17 protein-coding genes and 2 pseudogenes are annotated in these 22,543 nt (G+C 57.3%); 11 read left to right on the top strand and 8 right to left on the bottom strand.

Translation table 11 applies throughout. The features are described 5' to 3' along the window. Window positions 1-62 precede the first annotated feature (62 nt). The 3 genes and pseudogenes from ACIPIN_RS07285 to ACIPIN_RS07275 form a co-directional block, all read left to right on the top strand. Window positions 63-1,016, top strand: a pseudogene (locus tag ACIPIN_RS07285) (methyl-accepting chemotaxis protein); the annotation flags it as partial. 18 nt (window positions 1,017-1,034) lie between these two features. Beyond that, the gene (locus ACIPIN_RS07280; RefSeq protein ID WP_401117077.1) at window positions 1,035-1,922 is read left to right on the top strand and encodes a methyl-accepting chemotaxis protein; all 888 of its coding nucleotides are present in this window, start codon (window positions 1,035-1,037) and stop codon (window positions 1,920-1,922) included. Window positions 1,923-2,419: 497 nt separating this feature from the next. Further along, window positions 2,420-3,247, top strand: a complete 828-nt coding sequence (locus ACIPIN_RS07275; protein ID WP_401117057.1) for a chemotaxis protein CheW — start codon at window positions 2,420-2,422, stop codon at window positions 3,245-3,247. Window positions 3,248-3,264: 17 nt separating this feature from the next. Here ACIPIN_RS07275 and ACIPIN_RS07270 read toward each other — a convergent pair whose 3' ends face one another. From ACIPIN_RS07270 to ACIPIN_RS07260, 3 genes and pseudogenes are all read right to left on the bottom strand, one after another. Beyond that, window positions 3,265-3,414, bottom strand: a complete 150-nt coding sequence (locus ACIPIN_RS07270; RefSeq protein ID WP_401117055.1) for a hypothetical protein — start codon at window positions 3,412-3,414, stop codon at window positions 3,265-3,267. Continuing rightward, window positions 3,411-7,658, bottom strand: coding sequence for a PAS domain S-box protein (locus tag ACIPIN_RS07265; protein WP_401117053.1), 4,248 nt, complete (start codon window positions 7,656-7,658; stop codon window positions 3,411-3,413). Before ACIPIN_RS07265 ends, ACIPIN_RS07270 begins: the two co-directional genes overlap by 4 nt. An 11-nt stretch (window positions 7,659-7,669) precedes the next feature. Next, window positions 7,670-8,187: pseudogene (locus ACIPIN_RS07260) on the bottom strand (transposase); the annotation flags it as partial. A gap of 367 nt (window positions 8,188-8,554) precedes the next feature. On the opposite strand from ACIPIN_RS07260, the gene ACIPIN_RS07255 reads away from it, so the two are divergent. From ACIPIN_RS07255 to ACIPIN_RS07245, 3 genes are read left to right on the top strand one after another with little or no spacing between them, the layout of a single operon-like run. Then, complete coding sequence (locus tag ACIPIN_RS07255; RefSeq protein ID WP_401117051.1) at window positions 8,555-9,604, top strand: isopenicillin N synthase family dioxygenase; 1,050 nt, start codon at window positions 8,555-8,557, stop codon at window positions 9,602-9,604. 1 nt (window position 9,605) lies between these two features. Beyond that, window positions 9,606-10,553 (top strand): hypothetical protein, encoded by a 948-nt coding sequence (locus ACIPIN_RS07250; protein ID WP_401117049.1) that lies wholly within the window; start codon window positions 9,606-9,608, stop codon window positions 10,551-10,553. A gap of 40 nt (window positions 10,554-10,593) precedes the next feature. Next, on the top strand, window positions 10,594-11,673 hold the full coding sequence (locus tag ACIPIN_RS07245; RefSeq protein WP_401117048.1) for a putative urea ABC transporter substrate-binding protein: 1,080 nt from the start codon (window positions 10,594-10,596) through the stop codon (window positions 11,671-11,673). Between the two features lie 263 nt (window positions 11,674-11,936). Here the strand turns inward: ACIPIN_RS07245 and ACIPIN_RS07240 are convergent, their stop codons facing one another. From ACIPIN_RS07240 to ACIPIN_RS07225, 4 genes are all read right to left on the bottom strand, one after another. Then, window positions 11,937-12,494 carry an NADPH-dependent FMN reductase gene (locus tag ACIPIN_RS07240; protein ID WP_401117046.1) on the bottom strand — a complete coding sequence of 186 codons (558 nt, stop codon included), beginning with the start codon at window positions 12,492-12,494 and terminating at the stop codon, window positions 11,937-11,939. A gap of 36 nt (window positions 12,495-12,530) precedes the next feature. Further along, window positions 12,531-13,082 (bottom strand): cupin domain-containing protein, encoded by a 552-nt coding sequence (locus ACIPIN_RS07235; protein ID WP_401117044.1) that lies wholly within the window; start codon window positions 13,080-13,082, stop codon window positions 12,531-12,533. A gap of 70 nt (window positions 13,083-13,152) precedes the next feature. After that, window positions 13,153-14,268, bottom strand: a complete 1,116-nt coding sequence (locus ACIPIN_RS07230) for an alcohol dehydrogenase catalytic domain-containing protein (protein ID WP_401117042.1) — start codon at window positions 14,266-14,268, stop codon at window positions 13,153-13,155. A gap of 69 nt (window positions 14,269-14,337) precedes the next feature. After that, complete coding sequence (locus tag ACIPIN_RS07225) at window positions 14,338-14,919, bottom strand: amino acid synthesis family protein (protein ID WP_401117040.1); 582 nt, start codon at window positions 14,917-14,919, stop codon at window positions 14,338-14,340. Between the two features lie 126 nt (window positions 14,920-15,045). Here ACIPIN_RS07225 and ACIPIN_RS07220 point away from each other — a divergent pair, with 126 nt between their 5' ends. The 3 genes from ACIPIN_RS07220 (at window position 15,046) to ACIPIN_RS07210 (ending at window position 18,262) form a co-directional block, all read left to right on the top strand. Then, complete coding sequence (locus ACIPIN_RS07220) at window positions 15,046-15,897, top strand: fumarylacetoacetate hydrolase family protein (protein WP_401117038.1); 852 nt, start codon at window positions 15,046-15,048, stop codon at window positions 15,895-15,897. Window positions 15,898-15,937: 40 nt separating this feature from the next. Next, a complete protein-coding gene (locus ACIPIN_RS07215) occupies window positions 15,938-16,498 on the top strand; it encodes a VOC family protein (protein WP_401117036.1) in 561 nt (186 codons plus the stop codon). 126 nt (window positions 16,499-16,624) lie between these two features. Beyond that, window positions 16,625-18,262 carry a bifunctional 3-(3-hydroxy-phenyl)propionate/3-hydroxycinnamic acid hydroxylase gene (locus tag ACIPIN_RS07210; RefSeq protein WP_401117034.1) on the top strand — a complete coding sequence of 546 codons (1,638 nt, stop codon included), beginning with the start codon at window positions 16,625-16,627 and terminating at the stop codon, window positions 18,260-18,262. A 79-nt stretch (window positions 18,263-18,341) separates the two neighbouring features. On the opposite strand, the gene ACIPIN_RS07205 is transcribed toward ACIPIN_RS07210, so the two are convergent. After that, a complete protein-coding gene (locus ACIPIN_RS07205; RefSeq protein WP_401117075.1) occupies window positions 18,342-18,980 on the bottom strand; it encodes a GntR family transcriptional regulator in 639 nt (212 codons plus the stop codon). 475 nt (window positions 18,981-19,455) lie between these two features. On the opposite strand from ACIPIN_RS07205, the gene ACIPIN_RS07200 reads away from it, so the two are divergent. Continuing rightward, entirely contained in the window at window positions 19,456-21,108 is a 1,653-nt protein-coding gene (locus tag ACIPIN_RS07200; RefSeq protein WP_401117032.1) for a DUF1302 domain-containing protein, read from the top strand. A gap of 24 nt (window positions 21,109-21,132) precedes the next feature. Further along, a complete protein-coding gene (locus tag ACIPIN_RS07195) occupies window positions 21,133-22,485 on the top strand; it encodes a DUF1329 domain-containing protein (RefSeq protein ID WP_401117030.1) in 1,353 nt (450 codons plus the stop codon). Window positions 22,486-22,543: the final 58 nt, after the last annotated feature.

Below are 22,543 nucleotides of genomic sequence, written 5' to 3'. Positions count from 1 at the left end.
TGAATAAGTTGTTCGGCAATATTAGCGTCAGCCTCAAACTGGGTCTGGGATTCGGTCTGGTTCTGGTCCTTACTACCATCCTGGCCCTGACCAGTTGGAGCAGCCTGGACAGCCTGATCTTCCGCAGCAACCGAACTGGCGAGGTCACCCAGTTAAACGCGTTACTGACCAAAGTACGCGTGACCCGCCTGCAATACATGCTGAGCAATGGTGATGAAACCGCTGCACAGAACATGCAGGTCAGTCTGGATGCGTTCATCACCCAGCAGCAAAAACTGATGGGTAATTTCAAAAACCCGGAAGCCCTTAAGCTGGCCAAAGAACAAGCGGCTATCATCAGCAACTACCAGCAATCGCTGAATAAAATGCGCGACGCGTATCGCACCCGCAGCAGTGCACACCAAACCATGGGCAATAGCGGCGAAGCGGTCTACAAACTGATCGACGCGATCCGCAGTAGCGTGCTGCAAATGAACCCAGGTGACGCGGACCGTTTCGAGCGCTTCCAGGCCATCAGCTACGCCAAGGAACAGTTCCTGGTGAGCCGTTTCGAAGTTCGCGGTTACATCGCCGACAGCACCCCGGATACCGAGAAGAAGGCCTTAAACCAACTGAATGAAACCATTGATGGCCTGAAAGAGCTTGGCGAACATTTCAGCTCGCCCCAACCGGATGCGCTGCACCAGCTGGAAACTGCCCTGGGCAACTACCGCACTGCCTTTCTGGCCTACAAAACGGCTAGCAACGTCGTTACCCTGACGAGCAAGGAACTGACCGACCACGGGAACGAGATATGGGCCCGTAGTGACGCGCTTTACCAGATTCAACTGGATAGCCGCGACACCGAAATCGCCCATACTCGTACCCTGCAGTTGGGCAGTACCCTGTTGACCTTGCTGTTCGGCATCCTGGCCGCGTTCATCATCAGCCGCCAGATTACCCGTCCGATCCGCGAAACCCTCGGCGTCGTCGAACGCATTACTGCTGGCGACCTCTCCCACAACCTGGTGGTCACCCGCCGCGATGAACTGGGCATGCTGCAACAAGGCATCCAGCACATGGGCGTGACCCTGCGTGACCTGATCAGCGGCATTCGCGATGGCGTCACACAAATCGCCAGCGCCGGCGAAGAGCTGTCGGCTGTTACCGAACAAACCAGTGCCGGGGTCAACAGCCAGAAGATCGAAACCGATCAGGTCGCCACCGCCATGCACGAGATGACCGCTACCGTCCAGGAAGTCGCGCGTAACGCCGAGCAAGCCTCACAAGCCGCCGCCGACGCTGACGGCCAGGCCCGCGCAGGTGACAAAGTGGTCGCCGAAGCAATTGCGCAGATCGAACGTCTGGCCGCCGAAGTCGCTCGTTCGACCGAAGCCATGACGGCATTGCAACAAGAGAGCGACAAGATCGGCACTGTCATGGACGTGATCAAGGCTGTGGCCGAGCAGACCAACCTGCTGGCCCTCAACGCCGCCATCGAAGCCGCCCGTGCCGGTGAAGCCGGTCGTGGTTTTGCGGTGGTCGCCGACGAAGTACGCGGCCTGGCCCAGCGCACGCAGAAGTCCACCGAAGAAATCGAAGGCCTGGTGGCCGGTCTGCAGAACGGCACCCAGCAAGTGGCCACGGTGATGAACAACAGCCGCGCCCTGACCGACAGCAGCGTGGCGCTGACGCGCAAGGCCGGTGTGTCACTGGAAAACATCACCCGCACGGTGTCCAACATCCAGTCGATGAACCAGCAGATCGCCGCGGCCGCCGAACAGCAAAGTGCGGTGGCCGAAGAGATCAGCCGCAGCATCATCAATGTGCGCGACGTTTGCGAACAGACCGCTGCCGCCAGCGACGAAACCGCCGCATCGAGTGTCGAATTGGCGCGGCTGGGCAACCAATTGCAGCTGATGGTCAGCCATTTCAAAATCTGACGAAGCGAGATCGCTCCCGGGCCTTGAGTGGGAGCGATCATCTGATTGGTCAACAGTGATGGAGTGGTAGAAATGATCTATTGCCGAACGGATCTCTAACAGTCATCCCCTGACTGCCCCACCGGCTTGGATCTCTGGTTGTGCAAGCGGTAGTGCCAGGCTTTCAACTGCTGGGGGAAGCGTTCGCAATGAGAAAACCAACTTGGACATGATCTCGGCATGTCCAATACCTGAGCAAAAAAATATCCGACATGAGTATCTCCCGATTGCAACAACCTCTCGGCGTAGCGCCCGATGAGGCATCCTTCATCAATATGCATCACCTCTCTACTTCGCTGATATTAATCATTCTCTTCGGCATCGTGGTACTCGCTACTTTGAGCATTTACTTGTGTCGATCTCGCCTCCCCATAAAACGGTTTGTCGAGGTAGAGCCCAATGAGCAGACGTCACTCAAACGTAATGTGGCTGAGCGACCCAGTCACGGATGCAGTGACATGGAAAATGTCAGCAAAACCATCCTGGAAACCAGGCAGGAAACTGCTCTGGATAAAACCACTGCATCAGCCCTGTCGTTTCCCTCCGGACACCGCGGCGAGGGTAAGAAGGGGTTGATAACAACAGAGAACAACGTCGGGAGAGGAGAAACGGGCTATCAGACCAACTTGTTGACACTTGGGTCCACCAACGAAGTGTCGGGTACGGACAATGGCAAACAAGACCTGGTCGAGGTATCGGTCAAGATGCGCGAGCTGGTCGAGATTTCCCTGCGCCTGCAAGTAGCAGCGCAGACTTTTGATCGCCACAACACCGCTCCATTGCTGAAGATGGAAAATGTAGATAGCTCATCACAAATCAGACGATACCTTCCATTTTTTCTAGGTGATGAACTGTTCGCGGTGAGTATTCGCGCCGTTAAAGAAGTGGTAGAAGCCAGCAGGCTCATCATCGAACGGGACAGACCGTGGAAGATCCGCAGGGCGATCAATCTACGCGGTTCGGTGGTTCCGGTGATCGATCTGAGTACGCATTTCGGCGGGGAACCAACCGAAGTCAATCAGAGTACCCTCATCGTCATTCTAGTGTTGAGCCACGATGTGCATCCGCAAATGATCGGCGTTAAGGTGGATGCCATCAGCACAATATTGAACATTGCCCCGTCGAGCATCGCACCGCCACTCATTCAGCAAGCGGATATTCGTAGCGGCTTCACCATTGGTACATTTAAGACTGACGACCAATCCATCACCTTACTCGACGTCAGTCGGGGACTATCGATGGGTACATTTCCCGAGTCGAACTCTGTATCCAGAGTGCTGGAATAACTGCCTTCCGACAATTATCAGCTTTGGACGTGGCACCTTTCGCTGCTGCTCATCTCCAAGCAAGGCTTGAGGCTTTTCGCAGCCGGCGGTGCACAAATTGCACCGTTCGCGGAAGAAGCAGCCATCCGGAAGATGGCGTGATCGTCGGCGATCATCAGTTGGATCATGGGGCCTCCGGGCCTACCTGAAAGGGGATGCTCACCCGCACACGAGCCCCCTGCCCAGGGGCGCTGTCTACGGTAACGGTCCCGCCGAGCATGTGCCCGCGCTCGCGCATGCCGAGCATTCCGAGCGTACCTTTGGGCCGTTGCGCTGGATCGAAGCCCTTGCCGTTGTCGCGAACTTCGATCAGGACGTGCTCGGCACTTCGCTCCAGGTGGATATCCACCCGGCTTGCCTGGGCATGGCGGGCGACATTGGTCAGGGACTCCTGGATCACCCGGAAAGTCGCGGTGGCACGCTCGTCGTCGAGTTCCAATCGAGCCGATGGTGCTCTAAGTCGGCAGTGAATGCCGGTGTTTTGCGAAAACTCGGAAACCAGCCATTCGAGCGCCGAGGTCAGGCCCATGTCGAGCGCGGAGGGGCGCAGGCTGGTGGCGACGTTGCGAACAACCTGAATGGTTTCGTCGACCCGCGTCATCAGCGCCTGAACTCGCTCAACGAGCAGCGGATGGTCGTTGCCGAATTGTAGGCGCAGCAGTGAAATGCCCATGCGTAGGGCTGTGAGCTGCTGTCCTAGCTCGTCGTGGACTTCCCGGGCGATACGCTTGCGCTCCTCTTCGCGCGTGGTTTCCCGGTGGCTGGATAGCTGACGCAATTGCGCATGGGACTCCTTCAGGCGCCGCTCGGCTGCACGCATGGCACTGACGTTGCGACCGACCGCGAGAATGCTGACGATCAACCCATGTTTATCGCGTTCGGGCACCAGGCGGATCTGGTAGCAGGCGGCCTCTGCGCCTTGTCCAACCAGGGCGTCAAGGGCGAACTCCTCTTCGGTGGCTTTGCCGATTCGGATGATTTGTTCAAGCTTGCGTTGAAAGGATCGCGCTGCATTCGAGCTGGGCAATGCCTCGCCGCAGGTCTTGCCGAGCAGGTGGGCCAGCGGCCGGTCGAGCAAGCTTTGCGCCGCTGGGTTGGCATACAGGAAGCGGCACTGCGAGTCGAAGCGGGTAATGACGTCGGGGGTGTTCTCCACCAGGGCGCGGAACTCCTGTTCGCGGGCGTGCAGGACTCGTTCCGCGTATTTGCGTTCGGTGATGTCGCGGGCAATACCGACGATTCTCTGGATACGCCCGGAAGCGCTGCGCACAGGGATCAGCGTCGATTGAAAGGTCAGTTGTCCGGTGGGCAGATCAAGTTCCACTTCCTCGTCGAGCGGAGCACCGCTATCCACGCAGCGTTGAAACTTGGCGATGGTAGCAGCAGCGATATGTGGCCGTAGCGTTTGCTCGATGTTCTTGCCGATCAGTTTGGCACGACCGATGCCTATGCTACGTTCGAAGGCCGGATTGACCTCAATGGTGCGGAAGCGGCTTTCCTGGGTCACCTCCAGTAAAAACAGGGAATCCAGGGAGGTATCGAAAATTTCCCGGTAACGTTGTTCGCTCTCAAGCAGTAATGTCTCGGCACGTTTGCGCTCAATGGCGATGGCGGCCAGGTGGCTGGCCTGATGAACCAGTTTGAGGTCGTCGTCCGTCGGCAGCCCCGGTTGGCGCAAATAGTTGCAGAAGGTACCCAGGACCTTGCCGGCGGAGTCCTTGATCGGCTCCGACCAGCAGGCCCGCAGCCCGGCTTTGACGGCCAGTTCGCGGAAAGCGTCGCAGTAGGGATGCGAGGCCAGATCCTCGGCGATGACCGTGGTGCCGCGCCAGGCAGCGGTGCCGCAAATGCCGATGCCTTCGCCGATCTCGATGCGACCAAGCGCTTTTTGGTAGTCGGGCGGCAGGCGGGGTGCCGAGCCGAGGAGCAGGAAGCGGCCTTCATCGTCCACCAGCATGATGCTGGCCAGGAAGTCCGGGCGTGCCTGCTCAATATATTTGGTAACCAGCGCTAAAACTTCCGGCAGCGGGGCGCCCTGTGCCAGTCGCTCGAAAATACACAGTCGAGCCTCTTCCAGGCGTTCGTGGCGTTTCAGTGCGGTGATGTTGTATCCCTTGGCCAGGACGCTGACCACCGTGCCATCCACGCCGCGTTCGGCGATCAGCTGCATGGCATGTGCGACGATCTCTCCGTTTTCCGGATATGGCCACTCCAGAACGGTTTCCAAAGGTTCTCCGGTGGAAATCACTTGACGCAGTAGTGCCAGGTATTCGGTCACCGGCATGTCCGGGCTCCAGCTGTCTTCGAGCCGGAGCTGCAACGCTTGGGTGGCAGGGATGCCGGTCTCCCGCTCGAAGGCCGGGTTGATGTAGGTGCGCCGGCAATTCAGGTCGTAGCGGATGATCAGGTTCAGCGAGTTCTCTGCCAGTGCGCGGAACTGCTGCTCGCTGGTCAGCAGGCGGGATTCCATCTGCTTGCGCTCGGTGATGTCGCGGCTGACTCCGACGATGCGATAGATGTAACCCTGCTCGTCGCGTACGGGAATGAAGGTCGAGTGGATGGCGATGAGCCCGGCAGGTAGCTCAAGTTCATCTTCCCATTCGATATTCTTTCCGCTCGCAAGACAGTGGTTGAGCTGAGCGAGTACCTTGCGCGACGTTTCTACACCGCTCGATTCGCCGACGTAGCGGCCGATCAACTGCTTGCGACAGAACCCCGACGATCGTTCGAACGCGGTATTGATCTCGATGTAGCGAAACCGATGATCCGCAGTCACTTCCAACAGAAAGAGACAATCCGACGAGTAGTCGAAGACTTCTCTGTAGCGCTTTTCGTTGTCCCACTGGACAGCTTGCAGACGCCTGCGTTCAGTGATGTCACGAGCCAGCGCCAAGTTGTAGTTCTGACCGCCGAGTTCGATGTAAGTGACGCTGATCTCGACCGGGAAGATACGGCCGTCCCTGGTTCGGTGACGGCTCTCGATGATCTCGGGAGGGCGTTCTGAATTGTTGCGCCAACCTTCGAGTACCTGCTCGTTGGTCCAGTCAGGATCTAATTCGGCTAACGTCATGCGCAGTAGTTCTTCACGGCTGTAACCCAATCTTCGGCAGGCTTCATCGTTGACGTAGCGGAAGCGGGCCTGCTTGTCGATCAGGTAGGCGGCCTCATGCACATGACTGAGGGCGAAGTCCATCAGGGAGAGGCGCTCCTCGGCTTCAAGGAGGCGGCTGAGGTCTTCGATCTGGACGACGAAATACAGCGGGGCGCCGTCTCTGGAGCGTATCGCGCTGGCGGTCAGTTGCACCCGAAGGTACTGGCCGTCGTGGTGCCGGTAGCGCTTTTCCAGGCGCAGGTAAGGGGCGTCACCAGTCATCAGGCGCTGGCCGCAGGCGAGTTCCCAGGACAGATCGTCCGGGTGGGTCAGGGCTTGGCTGAAGGTCTGCAGCAATTCGACCTCACTGCGGCCGAGCAGCTCGCAGAGGTAACGGTTGACGCGCAGCCAGCGACCGTCGAGAGCCAGCAGGGCCATGCCGATGGCGGCAGATTCGAAGGCCAGGCGGAACCGCTCCTCGCTTTCCAGCAGAGCCTGTTCGATGCGTTTGCGCTCGCTGATGTCGTGCAAGAAACCGAACCAGAGAACCGCACCGTCCGCCTCTAGAGTCGGCTTGGAGTGACCCTCGAGCCAGATATCGCCCTTTAGCGGATGGTTTACCCGGTATTCGCATTGCCAAGGGCGTAGTGTGCGTGCCGATTCCTCGATCGATTCTTGAACCCGTGCGACATCCTCAGGGTGGATGCGCTCGAATAGAATGCTGCTGTCCCGCTTCAGTTCGTCCGTAGTTACGCCATAGTATTCTTCGTAGCCAGGCGAGGCCCAGGGTGTGGAGACCTTGCCGTCGTTGTCCAGGCGAAAGGTGCCGATGATGCCGGGGGCGGTTTCGACAATCCGTTGCAACCACTGATCTTGCTCCAAGCGCTTGTCCAGGCTCTGGGGGACTTCGAGCGGAACGACTTCGCCGAGTAATAGTGTGCCGACGGCAACCAGCTTGCTGCGTCCGTGCAGCAGACTGTCATCCTTGCGCCGAAAGCGCAGTTCAAGCGGCAGGTCAGTGAGGCAGGCCGGTATGCCTGGGCCGTGTAGCGCCTGCAGGTTTTCTCGATCGGTACACTGAAGCAGATTGAGGAATGGTTTGCCGAACAACTCCGGTAGGGCATAGCCGAATAGTTCGGCAAACGCGCCATTGATCTTCAACATCCGTCCCTGGCCATCGAGCAGAACCAAGGCGGAGGACACTAGGTCAAAGGTGGCCTGGAACAGCTGAGGTTGGGCCGTCTGCGCGTCTAAGGTATCCAGTTCAGTAGATAGCATCATCTGTACTTCGCTCAATATGAATCGCCCCCAATTTGCTTTTTTATAGAGCTGGAAATTGATACAGCTATCTTATTTCCACCTGCTGGGCTTAGCCGAAAGGTCATTGTGGACCTTGATAAATTGGCGAATAACCGCTCTCAGTTCGGCCACATTGATGAAGGACACCGCGACACAGTGTCTGCATTGCCTGCTGTGCGAAACGGCCTTCCACTGCGCTCAGCCAGGAAGCGCTGATCGGCGCGAATGCAGCTTGAAACGCGCAAGCTTCTCCAACCATCGCTTGATGGCCAGAGTTTTTTGAGCCGAGCTGTTGTCCAGGATTATATGCAGATCAAACACGGTCGATCTGTTGCAGGGCGGCCAGAAACTCTTTGGCCTGGCGGCGCTGGGTTATCCGCCTGAAAGTCTGGTCTGTCAACATGTCAAAAGTCGTATGCAGACTGGCCGTGCCGGGGCGTTTGTATTCATGCGTGCGTCGCTCGATCTGACGGGGGCGTAGCGGTACGGTTGTGTGCGATCTAGTGGCTGCGCATCGATTACAACGTACCCCGGGCGCGACGTGATGAGGTGTGTGCCTTGGTTGCCAAAGGCATCAACCCCTACGAGCAATCTGCATTACTGGACGGGTGTGCGCTATATCAGTGCGCATGAAGAGATGTATTGGTGCGCATTGGGTAGGGTAATGACAAGATGAGAGGGGAGGATCAAAAAAACACCTGTAAAACATATAGATATCTTCTTCAAGAATTTAATTCGATTTAAGGAGATTGGCACAACCTTTGCTGAATCTTTCCTGCACATATAAGTGCTCAATTCCGGGACGACCCGGAGGCCCTCGGGCTAGCAACTATCTGGACGACCAGGTGACATTTTGATTAACAATCATGAGGTTACTTATGCCGTCCGCTTTCCGTGGCAACGTCCGTCATTGCGCATTCAAATCCCTTCCTGTGGTCGACATCTCGGGTATGTTTTCTGTCTGCAAAATGGATCGTATCGAAACCGCTGCCGCACTCGGTGAAGCTGCGTCCCAGGCAGGGTTTCTGTATGTTACCGGGCACGGTGTCAGCCAGGCGGTTATCGCGCGGCTCAAAGATCGGACCCAAGCGTATTTTGCCCAGTCCCTATCGCAAAAGATGCAGGATTACATCGGCCATTCAAGTAACCACAGTGGTTATGTGCCTGAAGGCGAAGAGCAGTTCGTGGAGGGTAGTATCGACCACAAGGAAGCCTATGACGTGGGCTTCGACTACACGCAGCAAGCCGGTAGGCGTCCGATGCTGGGCGCTAATCAATGGCCATCGCTGCCAGGGTTCAAGCAGGACATCAAGGCCTACTACGATGCCGTGTTCGACCTCAGCCTGACGCTGTTTCGCGGCTTTGCGCTGGCTCTGGGGCTAGCTGAAGATACCTTCACGCGCTTCGTCAATACCCCGCCCAGTCAACTGCGGCTGATTCATTACCCATTTTCTCCCGATGCTCCCGTCGACCGACCGGGCATCGGTGCGCACACCGACTATGAATGCTTCACCATCCTGCTGCCCACGGCACCGGGCCTGGAGGTACTCAATGGTGTGGGAGAATGGATCGACGTGCCGCTGATCGAGGGTGCGTTCGTCATCAACATCGGCGACATGATGGAAGTGCTGAGTAATGGTCAGTACGTGGCCACCGCCCACCGCGTGCGCAAGCTGGCGAACGAGCGGTATGCGTTCCCGCTGTTCTGTGCCTGTGATTACGACACCTTGATCCAGCCTGTCGTGGAGGTTGATCCGCTGCTTCCCGGTAGTTACGAACCCTTGGTGTGTGGCGAACACATTTATGCGCAAACGGCGCAGACGTTTCGCTACCTCAAGCAGCGCCTGGCTGCCGGTGATCTCAGCCTGCCTTCCAGTGCCAAGGAGCTTTCCTCGTTCGGCCGCAAAGCCAAGACGCAGGAGGCCTGATATGCACCTTATCGAAATACTCAACCACCACCCGCAACGCCCCGCGCAAGGCGTGCCCGACTGGATGCTGGGTTACTACAAACGCAAGACCATCAGTTTCGCAGACGGCCAGACAGACCTGCGCACCCACGTCTGCTGGTTTCAGAGCCGTAACTTTACCCTTGATGTGCGCCTACCGTTGGAGGCGCAGCAGGTCGGGGCCAAACCGCTGAGCGACTGTAGTCCCGCCGAATTTTATACTCTGGCCAATTACGAGGGATGGGAAGCGCGTAGCGTCTGGGAGGGCGAAACCCTCGCCTGGCAGGACGCAACCTCGTTCCAGTTGCATAACCGCTGGCCCGAACCTGCGGTACTTCAGCGGATTGGTAACTGCATGATCGAGTTTGCGCCCAGCGCCGCATACGTTGAGGACTGGCGCTTGCAGTCCTCGGGCCCAGGCGCCTTAATCGGGCTGCGGCTGATCGAGGACAAGGAGCCTGGCAGTGGCGTGGTGCATCATCGTGGCGGCGGTGTGATCGTTTGCGGCGATCACGCCGCCATGGTGTTGGGCCGCGCAGCACCCTTGGCCACAGACCCCGAGTGCCGCCAGTTGCGCGAGCAGCTCCTCGACCATTTGGACGACCCGACTTGGCTTGCGCAGGCGTTCAACTTCGAAGCGTCGGTCGCCCAGGGCAGCCTGACCGGTAGCTATGACGTCATGCTTTCAACCCTGGCCCGGCGCCTGCATCAACCGTTGATGCCCATGGACGGATTCGAACTGCTGCCAGACGCGGGGTACCTACAGCAGTTTTTGGTCATTGACGGGATCGAGCGGCATCGGCTGTTTGCCATCGATACCCTGGAAGTCGATATCGGCTTCGCGCAATCCACGGCCTTCACGGCCGAGGCCGCTAGGTGGTACGAGCAGGAATCGCCCACGCTTAGCCGCTACACCCAAGCGTTGTTCTAAATTCGTTGCGTCATCATTGTTCAGACTCCGTGAGGTTTCCATGAAGGCATTATCGTGCGTGTTGCAAAAAGGCTTCGCTGTTCTAGTCGCCCTGTTTTTCCTGTCCGCAGGGGCCGGTGCGGTGGAAAAAAAGCATGACTTCAAGGTGGCCTGGTCCATCTATTCGGGGTGGATGCCATGGGGCTATGCCAGTGAGCACGGCATCATCGACAAGTGGGCGAAAAAGTACGGGATCAAGATCGAGCTTGTGCAGCTCAACGATTACATCGAGTCAATCAATCAGTATACGGCCGGTGCATTCGACGCTTGTGGCATGACGAACATGGATGCCCTGACGATCCCGGGCGCCAATGGGGTCGATACCACCGGCCTGATTCTGGGGGATTACTCCAATGGTAATGACGCGATCGTGCTGAAGTCGGGCAAGCGCTTCGCCGATATCAAGGGCCAGCAGGTCAACCTGGTGGAACTGTCGGTTTCGGATTACCTGATGGCGCGGGCGCTGGACATCAATGGTATGACCCAGCGTGACATCAAGATAATGAACACCTCTGATGCAGACGCGGTGGCGTCGTTCACGACACCGGACGTGACCGCTGCTGCGCTCTGGAACCCGCAGCTAAGCATGGTGCTCAAGCAGAACCCTGGCGCGGTGGAGGTGTTCAACTCCAAACAGATCCCAGGCGAGATCATCGATATGATGGCCGTCAACACCCAAGTGCTGGAGGCTAATCCCGAGTTGGGCAAGGCGCTGGTTGGTGCCTGGTTCGAGACGCTCCAGTTGATGTCCGGCGACAGTGACTTTGCCAAGGCCGCCCGCACGTCCATGGCCGAGCGCTCCGGCACAGACCTGGCCGGCTATGAAGCGCAACTGACCCAGACCATGCTGTTCTATACCCCTGGCAGTGCCTTAACCTTCGCCAGGGCCGCCAGCCTGCGCGACACAATGGACAAAGTCCGCCAGTTCTCCTTCTCCAAGGGACTGCTGGGTCAGGGCGTAACAAGCGCCGATGAAGTTGGCATGCAGTTCGCCGATGGTTCGACTTTGGGCAATAAAGACAATATCAAGCTGCGCTTCGATACTCGCTTTGTGGCAATGGCGATGAACAATCAGCTTTAAAGCGGCGGACATCGATTGCCAGTTATGCGGCAGCGGCACACAGATATCACTGGCACGCTGCATGGGTAGGCGCGTCAGTGAACTGGCCAAGTAGATCTGAACAGACCCGCCGCAAGCTCTTCGACTGTATGTGCATTGGGATCGACCTGGCCAAGAGCGTATTTCAATGGGGCCCATCATTGGGCGCGACAACTACAGGCTCGCGGATTTCGGGTGAAGCTGATCGCGCCGCAGTTCGTTAAACCGTTTTTATTGCTGGGCGGTTAAGCAACGAGGTTGATTTCAACGATCAAATGATCGACGGCGGCGAGCATGAACTCGATCGTTGCTTCGTCGACGAATCTGCCGTCCTGGATTTTTTGATTGATCCCTGGAATGACGATCTGGGGGCAACTGATCACTCTGGAAAGCGTGGCCGAAAGCGTTTCACGCAGTTGAGACTGGGCGCGCACCCCGCCGAGCACGCCGGGTGAAGAGGTCATGATCAGCACTGGTTTGTTTTTCAACGGCGAATTGAACCCAGGGCGAGACGCCCAATCCAGCGCATTTTTAAGAACACCGGAGATACCATAGTTGTATTCAGGCGAGCAGATGATCAAGCCATCGGCATGGGCGATGGCCTCTTTCAGCGCCGCCACTGATTCAGGCAGCGTATCCGCTTCGAGATCAGCGTTGTACGGGGGGATGTCGCTCAGCGCGAAGAGACTCATTTGGGCCTGATCACCCAATCGATTGGAAAGGGTCTTGAGGACGGCAGTGTTCGTTGACTGTGAACGCAGGCTGCCTGAAATACCGAGTAGTTGATGCGCGACGGTAGCCATAAAACTCCTTGAGCCAGAGAGATGAAAAATTAAAAACTACACAGCCTGTTTCTCTTGAAGTGACACACCGATCATCACAAACAGTGCCCGGGCAATCCGGTCACTTTTGTTGCGCCACGCGTGCCGCGTGCCATTTTGAATCACGATGTCGCCTGCCTTGATCAGACGGCTCTCACCGTTATCCAGCTCTAGCCACATCTCACCTTCCAGAATAATTCCGTAATCAATGGTGGCGGTGGTGTGCATGCCCGGATGGTCCGGCTCGAAGCTTTCTATCAGGCCAGGTAGTGCAGCGCTCAGCTCGGTAAAGGCCTGGACGCCATCGACGGGATTCTGCATGACAGTGTCCGGTGGAAAATCAAACATGGCGATGCTCGTACCTCCCTGAGGAGGAATCAGCGAAGCGTGATCAAGCGTTGGGTCGCGTCCTTTTTCGACGAGCGCCGGATGGGCAGGGGTCGTCCACAGCTGTGCCATCGCGTGCCCCGGAATGGAGGCAAAGCACTGGGCTCTCGGGGCGAAGTCGTCTGAAACGAACACGGAGTTGCCCTGTTCGTCGTGGCCGGTCACGATTCTTCTTATTTTCATGTGGATTACTCAGCGAGCAGTCAAAGAGGGCAGCGAGAGGAGGGTATAGCGCTCCACTCGCTGCGTTTAATCAAGGACAGATAACGTAATTGCTGAAGCCGCCATGGCGGTTTTCGATACCGGTAATCGCGTTGTTGACGTCTTCCAGATTGAAGGCTGTGTGCTCAAAGAACGAAAGGTCCAGCACCCCGGATTCAACCATATCGGCCATGGCTTGCCCTTGTCCTGTGGTGAACCAGGCCGAGCCGCTGATCTGAATGTCGTTGTCCATGATCCAGTGTAGATCGATGGGAACGTCACCAGCGATGGCGCCGATGTTGACCAGGTGTCCGCCGCGATTGAGGGACTTGAGGGCTTGCGTCAAGCTCTCGTGCGGCGCACCCGGGCCGAGGGCATCAATGACCACATCGACACCTTCGCCATGGGTTACTTCACTCACCCACTGGTTGGTCGGGACTGCACCGAGAGTGTGAATTTCAATCCGGCCGGGGGCTGCCAGGTCCTTCACCTTCTGGAACAGATCCTGGTTTCTGGCGGTGCCGAGAATTTTACGAACGCCCATGGCCAGTGCCAGGGCGACGGCGCCCAAGCCGAGTGTGCCGCTGATCCCGTTGATCAGGACAGTGCTGCCGGGGCCAGCGTTGGCCTTGATCAATGCTTTGTAGGCCGTGCCCAGATAACCCAGTCGCGCGGCAGTCTCGAAGCTGATGTTGTCGGGCAGTTTGACCAGGCTGTATTGCGGCGCAGGGATGTACTCGCAAAGACCGCCGTAGGGGTAGTCTTCGAACATGCGCGGGCTTTTGGCGGTAAACCCGAAGTAGCCGTTGAAGGTGTAGGCGGTGCAGGCAACAGTGTTGCCCGCGCGGCATGCCCGGCACGAACCGCAGTGCCGGCCCGGGTTGACATACACCCGGTCGCCGACCTTGAAGTCGTAGACCTGGGCACCAACGGCTTCGATGACGCCTGCCGGGTCAAGCCCGAAAATCGCTGGCAGCTTCGGCAATGGGCTCTGCGGGAACCATTTGACCCAATTGGTGAGGATGTTATGCAGGTTCGGGACGATCCCGCAGGCCTTGACCTTGACCAGCACCTCGGTAGGGCGAATCTCGGGGGCGGGCACTTGCTCGATGACCATGGGTTTACCGCCCTCATACAGACGTGCGGCGCGCATAGTTTTTGCAGTCATGATGTTCTCCAACACACATATTGTTTTTGTAGTGGTACGTAACCTGGAGCACGCTTCAAATCTTCGGTACTAACGCAGCCCGTCTTCGCCCTTCACCTCGGCGGCGGCCAGACCGCCGAGTCGCGCATGAATCCTGCCTCCGGTGGCCATGGCTAGACCAAAAGCGATTTCCCCGCGACGAGGGCCGTCCCATACGGTCATTTCAGCCACGCCGAAGTGGCTGCGAACATAGGCCGCCTGGATGTGCCCGAGCGGGATCATCACCCGGCATCCGGGGCCGCCGATGGTCTTCGCCGCCGGCACGATCGCCTTCGGATTGCCGAGGGCTTCGCGCATTGCCCAGCCACCGGCTTCGTGCCAGACAGCACCGTGTTCCAACTCGCCGTCTTCGCCCACGATTGCACCCTTACCATAGGCCTGTACATGCCTGGCGCCACCCAGTGCATGGATCAGTTGCTCGGACAGCCGTGCCCCTAACGCTCTCAACTCCTGCATGAACGGCAGCAGATCTTCTACATATTGACCTGCGTAGGGGTTGGCGACCACGGCGGTGGCGACCGCAATCCTGAGTGGGACCGACGAGCGAGGCCCGCCTTCGTGGAACACTTCTTCGACGTCCAGTTTGATCTTGCGAATCATCACAAGCGACATGCCTAACCTCCAGAACCGAGAGCTTTATGTAGCTCGTTATTTTTTAAACCGGCCTTTTGCATTATGCATTTAATGATGTATGGTGCAAGAAATTAGTTTTTGTGCACAAAAAAACAGGAGAAAAACATGAAGCTGATTTCGTACCGTAAAGAGGGGAAGGCCCATTTCGGTGCCGTGTCCGGTGACGGTGTGGTCGAGCTGACCCGTCGTTTTGCACAGGTTGCGGATCTCGCATCCTTCCTGGCCGAGCCGGCCCTGATGCAGGAGGCTCGCCAGATCGTCGACACAGCGCAACCCGACTACCCGTTTTCAAGCGTCGAGCTGGAAGCCGTCATACCCAATCCCGGGAAGGTGATTTGCGTCGGCATCAACTATGTGGCCCACGCCGAAGAGGCGGGCAGAAAGGTCGGGGAGTTTCCGGTGATTTTTCAGCGCTTCGCCGAAACCTTGCTTCCCCACGGAGAGCCGCTTGTGAGGCCTCAGGTGTCAGAGCAATTTGACTTTGAAGCCGAGCTGGCCGTGGTGATAGGGAAAGGCGGGGCGCATATCGATCCGGCCGATGCGATGGATCACGTCGCGGGTTACACCTGCTTCAACGACGCCAGCGTTCGCGATTGGCAGTTCCATACCCACCAGTACGGCATGGGCAAGACGTTCAGAAAAACCGGTGCATTGGGCCCATGGCTCATTCCAGCTTCGGAAATTTCCGATTACCGTAAGCTGGTGGTACGGGGGGTACTCAATGGCGAGCAGTTACAGGAAGGCAGTCTTTCAGAGTTGGCCTTCGACATTCCGCATTTGATTTCGTACGTGTCGAAGGCCCTGGCATGGAACCCGGGCGACATTCTGGCAACCGGTACGCCGAGCGGGATCGGCTTCAAGAGAAATCCACCGATCTTCCTCAAACCCGGTGATGTTTTTGAAGTGGTGATCACCGAGATCGGGACGCTATCGAACGGCGTTATTGACGAAGCCTAAGCGTTGTCCTCTACACAATCATAAAAACTGGAGGTTCCACATGCCCGCGTTACCGACTATCAATTTCACCCACTCCGGCGTGTTTTGCGCAGACCTCGATCGTATGGTCGATTTCTACTGCCGTACCTTAGGCTTCATCGTCAGCGACAAGGGTGTCGCCTCAACGGGGCATCGGCTGTTTTTCATGACGCAGAACCCTGAGTTGCATCACCAGGTCGTGCTCTTCGATGGCAAACCCGTCGACCTGCCCTTCAACCCGATCAATCAGTTGTCGTTTCTGCTGAACTCGCTGGATGACCTGAAGACTTACTACCAATTCGCCAAGAGCAGCGGCATTGAGGGGATCGCTCAAGTGGACCACGGCAACGCCTGGTCGATGTACTTCAAAGACCCTGAAGGCAACCCCATCGAAATGTATGTCGATACACCGTACTACACCGCACAACCGTGCAAGGAACCACTCGATCTCGAGCTGCCGACCGAGGTCATCCTGGCCCAGACCGAAGCCATGTGTAAGCGGCGCCCTGGCTTCCAGACGCGAGAAGAGTGGAAGAAATCCATCCGGGCGAAGATCGAAGAACAGCGGGTTCGAATCGGTTGATACGTTGGGAGCGGGACGGAAAATCCGCCCCGATCTGCGGATGTTGAAGGCTGGTTGATGGGCGCGCAAAAAGCCTGTTCATTAACCAGACGTCGCACTGGATAAAAACAAAAAGCGGAGTAGACGATGGACTACGATGTCATCATTGTTGGAATGGGTCCGGTGGGTGCTCTGTGCGCAAATCTGGCTGGCATGTGGGGGCTCAATGCTCTCGTCGTGGACAAGTCCGAAACGGTGTACACCAACCCGAGGGCCATGGGTTTTGACCACGAAGTGATGCGTGTCTTCGGCAATATTGGCCTGGCCAATGAGATCGCCGAGCATGTCATGCCTTATCGTCCTTCGGAGTACCGAACTACCGATTCCCGGCTGATCAAGCGCATTGATGCGGCCAAGCCTCCCTTTGCGCTGGGATGGGCACCGAACTATGTATTCTCGCAGCCACCGGTCGAGCGTGCGTTGCGCGGTAAAATTGCCGATTTGAAGTCTGTCACCGTGGAACTCGGTTCAGAGGTTCTATCGGTCAATTCCACAGGTGCTCAAGCGGATGTGCGCATTCGGGCCAAAGACGGAACCGAACGTACGGTCACAGCGGACTATGTGCTGGCGTGTGATGGCGGCACCAGCCCGATCCGCACCCGACTGGGGCTGAGGATGGAGGATCTGGCCTTCGATGAGCCGTGGCTGGTGGTTGATGTGATCCTCAATGAAGGGGCGGGCGAGCATCTGCCGAAGACCAACGTGCAATTTTGCGAGCTGGCCAGACCTTGTACGTTTGTCGTCGGGCCGGGTCAGCATCGACGCTGGGAGTTCATGATCAATCCTGACGAACAACCGACGGAAATCTCACAGCCCGAAGCAATCAAGAAGCTGATCGCCCGCTGGTTGCCTGAGGGCGACTATCAGTTGTGGCGGGCGTCGGCTTACCGGTTCCATGCACTGATCCTGGAGCAGTGGAAATCCGATCGAGTGTTCTTCCTCGGGGACGCGGCGCACATGACGCCGCCTTTCCTGGCGCAAGGCATGTGCCAGGGGATTCGCGATGCGCTGAACCTGGTCTGGAAACTCGCGCTGGTAAAGGAAGGGCTGGCAGCCCCGGCGTTCCTCAATACCTACCAGACTGAACGTATTCCTCATGTCCGCCAAACGACAATGGCGGCCAAAGAGTTCGGTGGGGTGATATGCGAGCGTGACAACGAGAAAGCCGCGATCCGGGATGCGCGATTGATCCAGCAGATGACAGAGAATCCGGCAGGCACCATTCGGCAATCGCTGATTCCAGGGCTGTCCCAAGGGTTTGTCGCCAATGTCCCACCTGCCGGCGAGCTGTTTCCACAGCCTTTGGTCATCAACCATGCAGGCAAGAAGGCGCTGCTGGATGAGTTCACCGGCCAATCCTTTCGGGTAGTCATTGCCCCCGGGTTTGACGCCAGCGCGTTGCTGAGATGTCTGCGCAGCAGTCAATCGCTTAAAGGCCTGCCCATTCATGTCGTGCGATTGGTCGGCCCGCAACAGGCAGGTCCACGCACTGCAGATGATTACGAAGAGGTCGATGGGCTGCTGGCGCAGTGGCTTGAGCGTCGAGGCTGCAATGTGGTCATCGTGCGGCCCGATCATTACGTGTATGGCGGGGCAGTGACTGTTGCCTGGGCGATGGAGTTGCTGGAGGGGATGGAACTTGCGCTGTGGTGCAAGAAGCCTGAAACGGCTGATGGCGACGCTTGCGATTCGACGATCAGGTTTGCGCAGGGGCTGACCCTGTAAGAGGCAACAGGCCCTTCGCTTCGCACTGTCCACGAAAGCAGTGGCGAGGCGAAGGGCCTTTTTTTGGATATCGATTGATCTATTGCAGCGTGGCTTGTTGGCGTTCTATCGCTTCGACGGTACGGCCCAGGGTGTCCTGAATGTGATTGCGCAGCAGCGTCACTGCTTTGTCGGAGTCGCGTGCCAAAGCAGCGTCCATCAGTTCTTGATGCTCATTGCCCTTGTGCCGTTGCCTGATTCGCTGTTTGGCAGAGAAGCGTCTGTAGCGTTCTGCCCGGTCAAAGAGCGAATCGATCATCTTGAGCATCAGCGGCGATGGACAGGCCGCGAACAGCGCGAAGTGGAACGCCTTATGCCGGGTAGACCACTCATCGTCGAGTACGAGGACACCACTTCCCAGCTTTTTCTCAATCAGATTCAAACGGTGAAACGCGCCCAGCACATCGGCCTCCCACGCGTCATCGCCGAATTTGATGGCATCGCCCAGCGCCTCACATTCCAGCAAACAGCGCATCCGTGTGATGTCGCGAAAGTCCGTGGTGGAAATTGGGGCAACCCTGAACCCCTTGTTATCACTGGCTTCGACGACTCCGTCCTGAGTCAGTCGATTGAGTGCCTCACGAATAGGCGAACTGCTGAGTCCATAGGTTTTGGACAGTTCGGCGACTTTAAGCTTTTCGCCGGGGGCCAGCTCACAACAAACAATCGCTTTTTTCATCTTCGACAAGGCGACGTCGATCAGCGGACTGTTGGGGGAGAGGATCATGATGGGTATCCTGAAATTTGCACTAAACGGATTTTATGCGCAAAAAGTCGTTTGGTGCAAAGAATGAATGCCTGATTGCGCATAAATTTTCCCGTGTCGCAAGGACAAAATCATCGAGCAGCCTTCCGGACGCTCTAGTCCGGCCTTCGGTCGCTAAAACTACCTCCATGCCGCTGCTGTTCTTCTGAACGGCGTGCTTGCGCGTGCCTTCCCGATATCCCGCCGAGCTCTTTGAGTGCCCCCCGAATCCTCTTGACTTTGAATTTGTGCAGGAATACTTTTTGTGCACAAAGAGTGATTAAGTGCAGTAAATAGATTTATACGCATAAATAATCAGGCTCGGAGCGATAAGCGACACCCGTGGTATTCGCAGCCAATGCTGCGAGTGGATGACCTTTTACAAAAACAAAAAAACAGGAACATCTTCATGAAAATAACCAACCAGCGGCTCTGCCCGTTGCCGGTTTCCAGCATCGCCTGCGTGGTCAGCGCAACAGTGCTGCTGAGCCTTTCAACGCCATCGCATGCCTTCCAGTTCGACACCGGCAATCCCGATCTTTCGGCGACCTGGGACAACACGATCAAGTACAGCAACGCGTGGCGGGTGAACAAACTCGATCACAAGGTCGCGGCCGGCCCAGGCACGTCCAACAGCAATCCCAACCTGGACGATGGCGACCGAAATTTTGCTCGTGGACTGATCTCCAATCGCCTGGATTTGCTGTCCGAATTCGACATCAAATACAAAAACGTCGGTGCCCGGCTCAGCGCGGCGTCCTGGTACGACAATGTCTACAGCCATGACAACGATAACGACTCTCCGGGTACGGCCAACTCCGTGAGCGTCGATCACAATCAGTTCACCAGCGACACACGCCACATCCACGAACAGCGCACTGAAGTCCTCGATGCCTTTGTCTATGGCTCGAAGGAAATCGGTAGTACCTCGTTGTCTGGACGACTCGGCCAGTTCACGCAAATCTACGGCGAAAGCCTGTTCTTTGGTGCCAACGGCATCGCCAATGCGCAGTCCACGGTCGATCTGGTGAAGTTGCAATCGGTGCCCGGGTCTCAGTTCAAAGAGATTCTGATGCCGACCAAACAGGTGTCCGGTAACTGGCAACTGAACGATAAAGTCAGTGTCGGCGCCTACTACCAATTCGAGTGGAACAAGACCCGACTCCCCGCAGCTGGCAGCTACTTCAGTGGTGCGGATTTTGTCGGTGAAGGCGGGGAGCGGGTGTTCTTCCCGACCGGGGAGTTGCTCCACGGCAAGGATAAGGACGCGAGGAATTCAGGGCAGTTCGGTGCTCAACTCAAGTTCGCCGTCGAGGACTGGGAGTTCGGTCTGTACGGCGCCAAATATCACGAAAAGACCCCGGTGTTCTACTTCCGCCCGGCCGCGTTGGTGCCGGGTGCGGATAACACGTTCATCAACGTGTATCCCGAAGACATCAAGGTCTTCGGCGCCAGTTTCAGCACCCTGGTCGGCGAAGCGAACATTGCCGGGGAAACGTCGATCAGACTCGATACACCGTTGGCGGGCGTCGGCGGAACGATCATCACCGGTCTGGATTCCGACAATGATTCGAACCCCGCTTACCCCATCGGGCGCTCGTGGCATGCCCAGGTGTCAATGGTCAACGTCTACGGCGGATCGGCGCTGTGGGATGGCGCCTCTTTCGTCGGTGAACTGGCGTTCAACCGCCGGTTGAGCGTGACCAAAAATGCCGATCAGCTGGATCCCAATACCACTCGCGATGCCTTTGCACTGCGCTTCACCTTCGAGCCGCAGTACTTCCAGGTCTTTCCCGGAATCGACGTTCAAGCCCCGATCACTATTGGCTACAACCCTTCGGGGCGTTCTTCGGTCACGCCTCAGGCGTTCGGCCCGGAACATGGCGGTGACCTGACGTTGGGGCTCAAGGCCGATTACAAGAAGCAGTGGTACGCCTCGTTGAGCTACACCAACTTCTTCGGTGAGGCCGGGCCGGTCATCAACTCCGCCAACTCGTTCTCCTACCAGCAAAACATGAAAGACCGGGATTTCGTGGCGTTCTCGATCCAGCGAACCTTTTAAGCAAATAACAGGCGGGCCCTGATAATGACAAAAATTAAACTGCTGCTGCTTTCCACCCTGTCGATCTCAATGTGTGCCAGCACTGCCTTTGCGGCGGTGAGTCCTGACGAGGCGGCGAAGCTCAAGACCACGTTGACGCCCATGGGGGCCGAAAAAGCCGGTAATGCCGATGGCTCCATTCCCGCGTGGACCGGCGGGCTGACCAAGGAGGTCGCCGGGGCCAAATTCGGCGATGTGCCTGCCGATCCGTTTCCGGGCGAGAAACCGGTGCTGCAAATCACCGCCAAGAACGCTGCGCAGTACGCGGACAAGTTGAGCGAAGGCACGAAAGCGTTGCTGGCCAAATATCCCGACACCTTCCATCTGGATGTCTACCCGACTCACCGCACGGCGGCGGCACCTGACAGCGTTTATCAAAACACCTTCGCCAATGCGACAAAGTGCAAGACCACCAGTAACGGGTTGTCGGTGGAAGGTTGCTATGGCGGTATTCCGTTCCCCATCCCGAAAACCGGTAACGAGGTCATCTGGAATTTCCTGCTGCGGGTAGAAGCGGAATCCATTCAGATGGGGTATGCCAATATCATTGGCAATGCTGACGGAACCCGGACATTGGCCAGTCGTGGTGTTGAGAACTGGCAGTACCCGTACTACTTCAAAGATGGCAGCGCGGATAAGTGGTCCGGGCAGTATGCGCTGCTGCGGTTCCTGACCAACGAACCACCGTTCAAGGCCGGCGAGTCGCTGGTGACGCACGACAGCATCAATGCGCAAGAACCGCGGGAAGCCTGGCAATACCTGGTCGGTCAGCGCCGCGTGCGTCGTGCTCCTACCGTGGGGTATGACACACCAGACTTCGTTGCATCGGGCGCCAACTACTTCGATGAAGTGCATGGCTTCATCGGCCATCCAGATCGTTACGACTGGAAACTGGTTGGTAAAAAAGAGCTGTACATCCCGTACAACGACAACAAATTCAACGCCGAAAAACGCGACGACGCCTTTGTGGCTAACCATCTCAACTCGGACAAGGTGCGTTGGGAACTGCATCGCGTCTGGGAGCTGGAGGCCACTGTCGCGGCGGGCAAACGCCATGCGGTGCCCAAGCGCAAATTCTTCATCGATGAAGACAGCTGGACGGTCTCGCTGGTGGATGGTTACGACGCCGAGGGCAAACTGTGGCGCGTGTCACAGGTGCTTCCATTCGTTGTGCCTTCCATCCCGGCGGTGGTGGTGAAGCCAGTGGTGATCTACAACCTGCAGGCCAAGACGTACAGCGTCGTGCAAAGCCTGAACGGCGAAACCTATAGCGTTATCCCGCGCAAGCCCGAGAACTTCTTTACCGGTAACTCGGTAGCGTCCGGGTCGGTGCGCTGAGCCTCGCAACAGCTTATTCAAACTTGTGTTCCATGGACGCTGTGCCACTGACATCGCG

Source organism: Pseudomonas sp. NPDC087697, from assembly GCF_044743155.1.
Classification (GTDB): Bacteria; Pseudomonadota; Gammaproteobacteria; order Pseudomonadales; family Pseudomonadaceae; genus Aquipseudomonas.
This window is presented reverse-complemented; position numbering and strand designations above follow the sequence as displayed.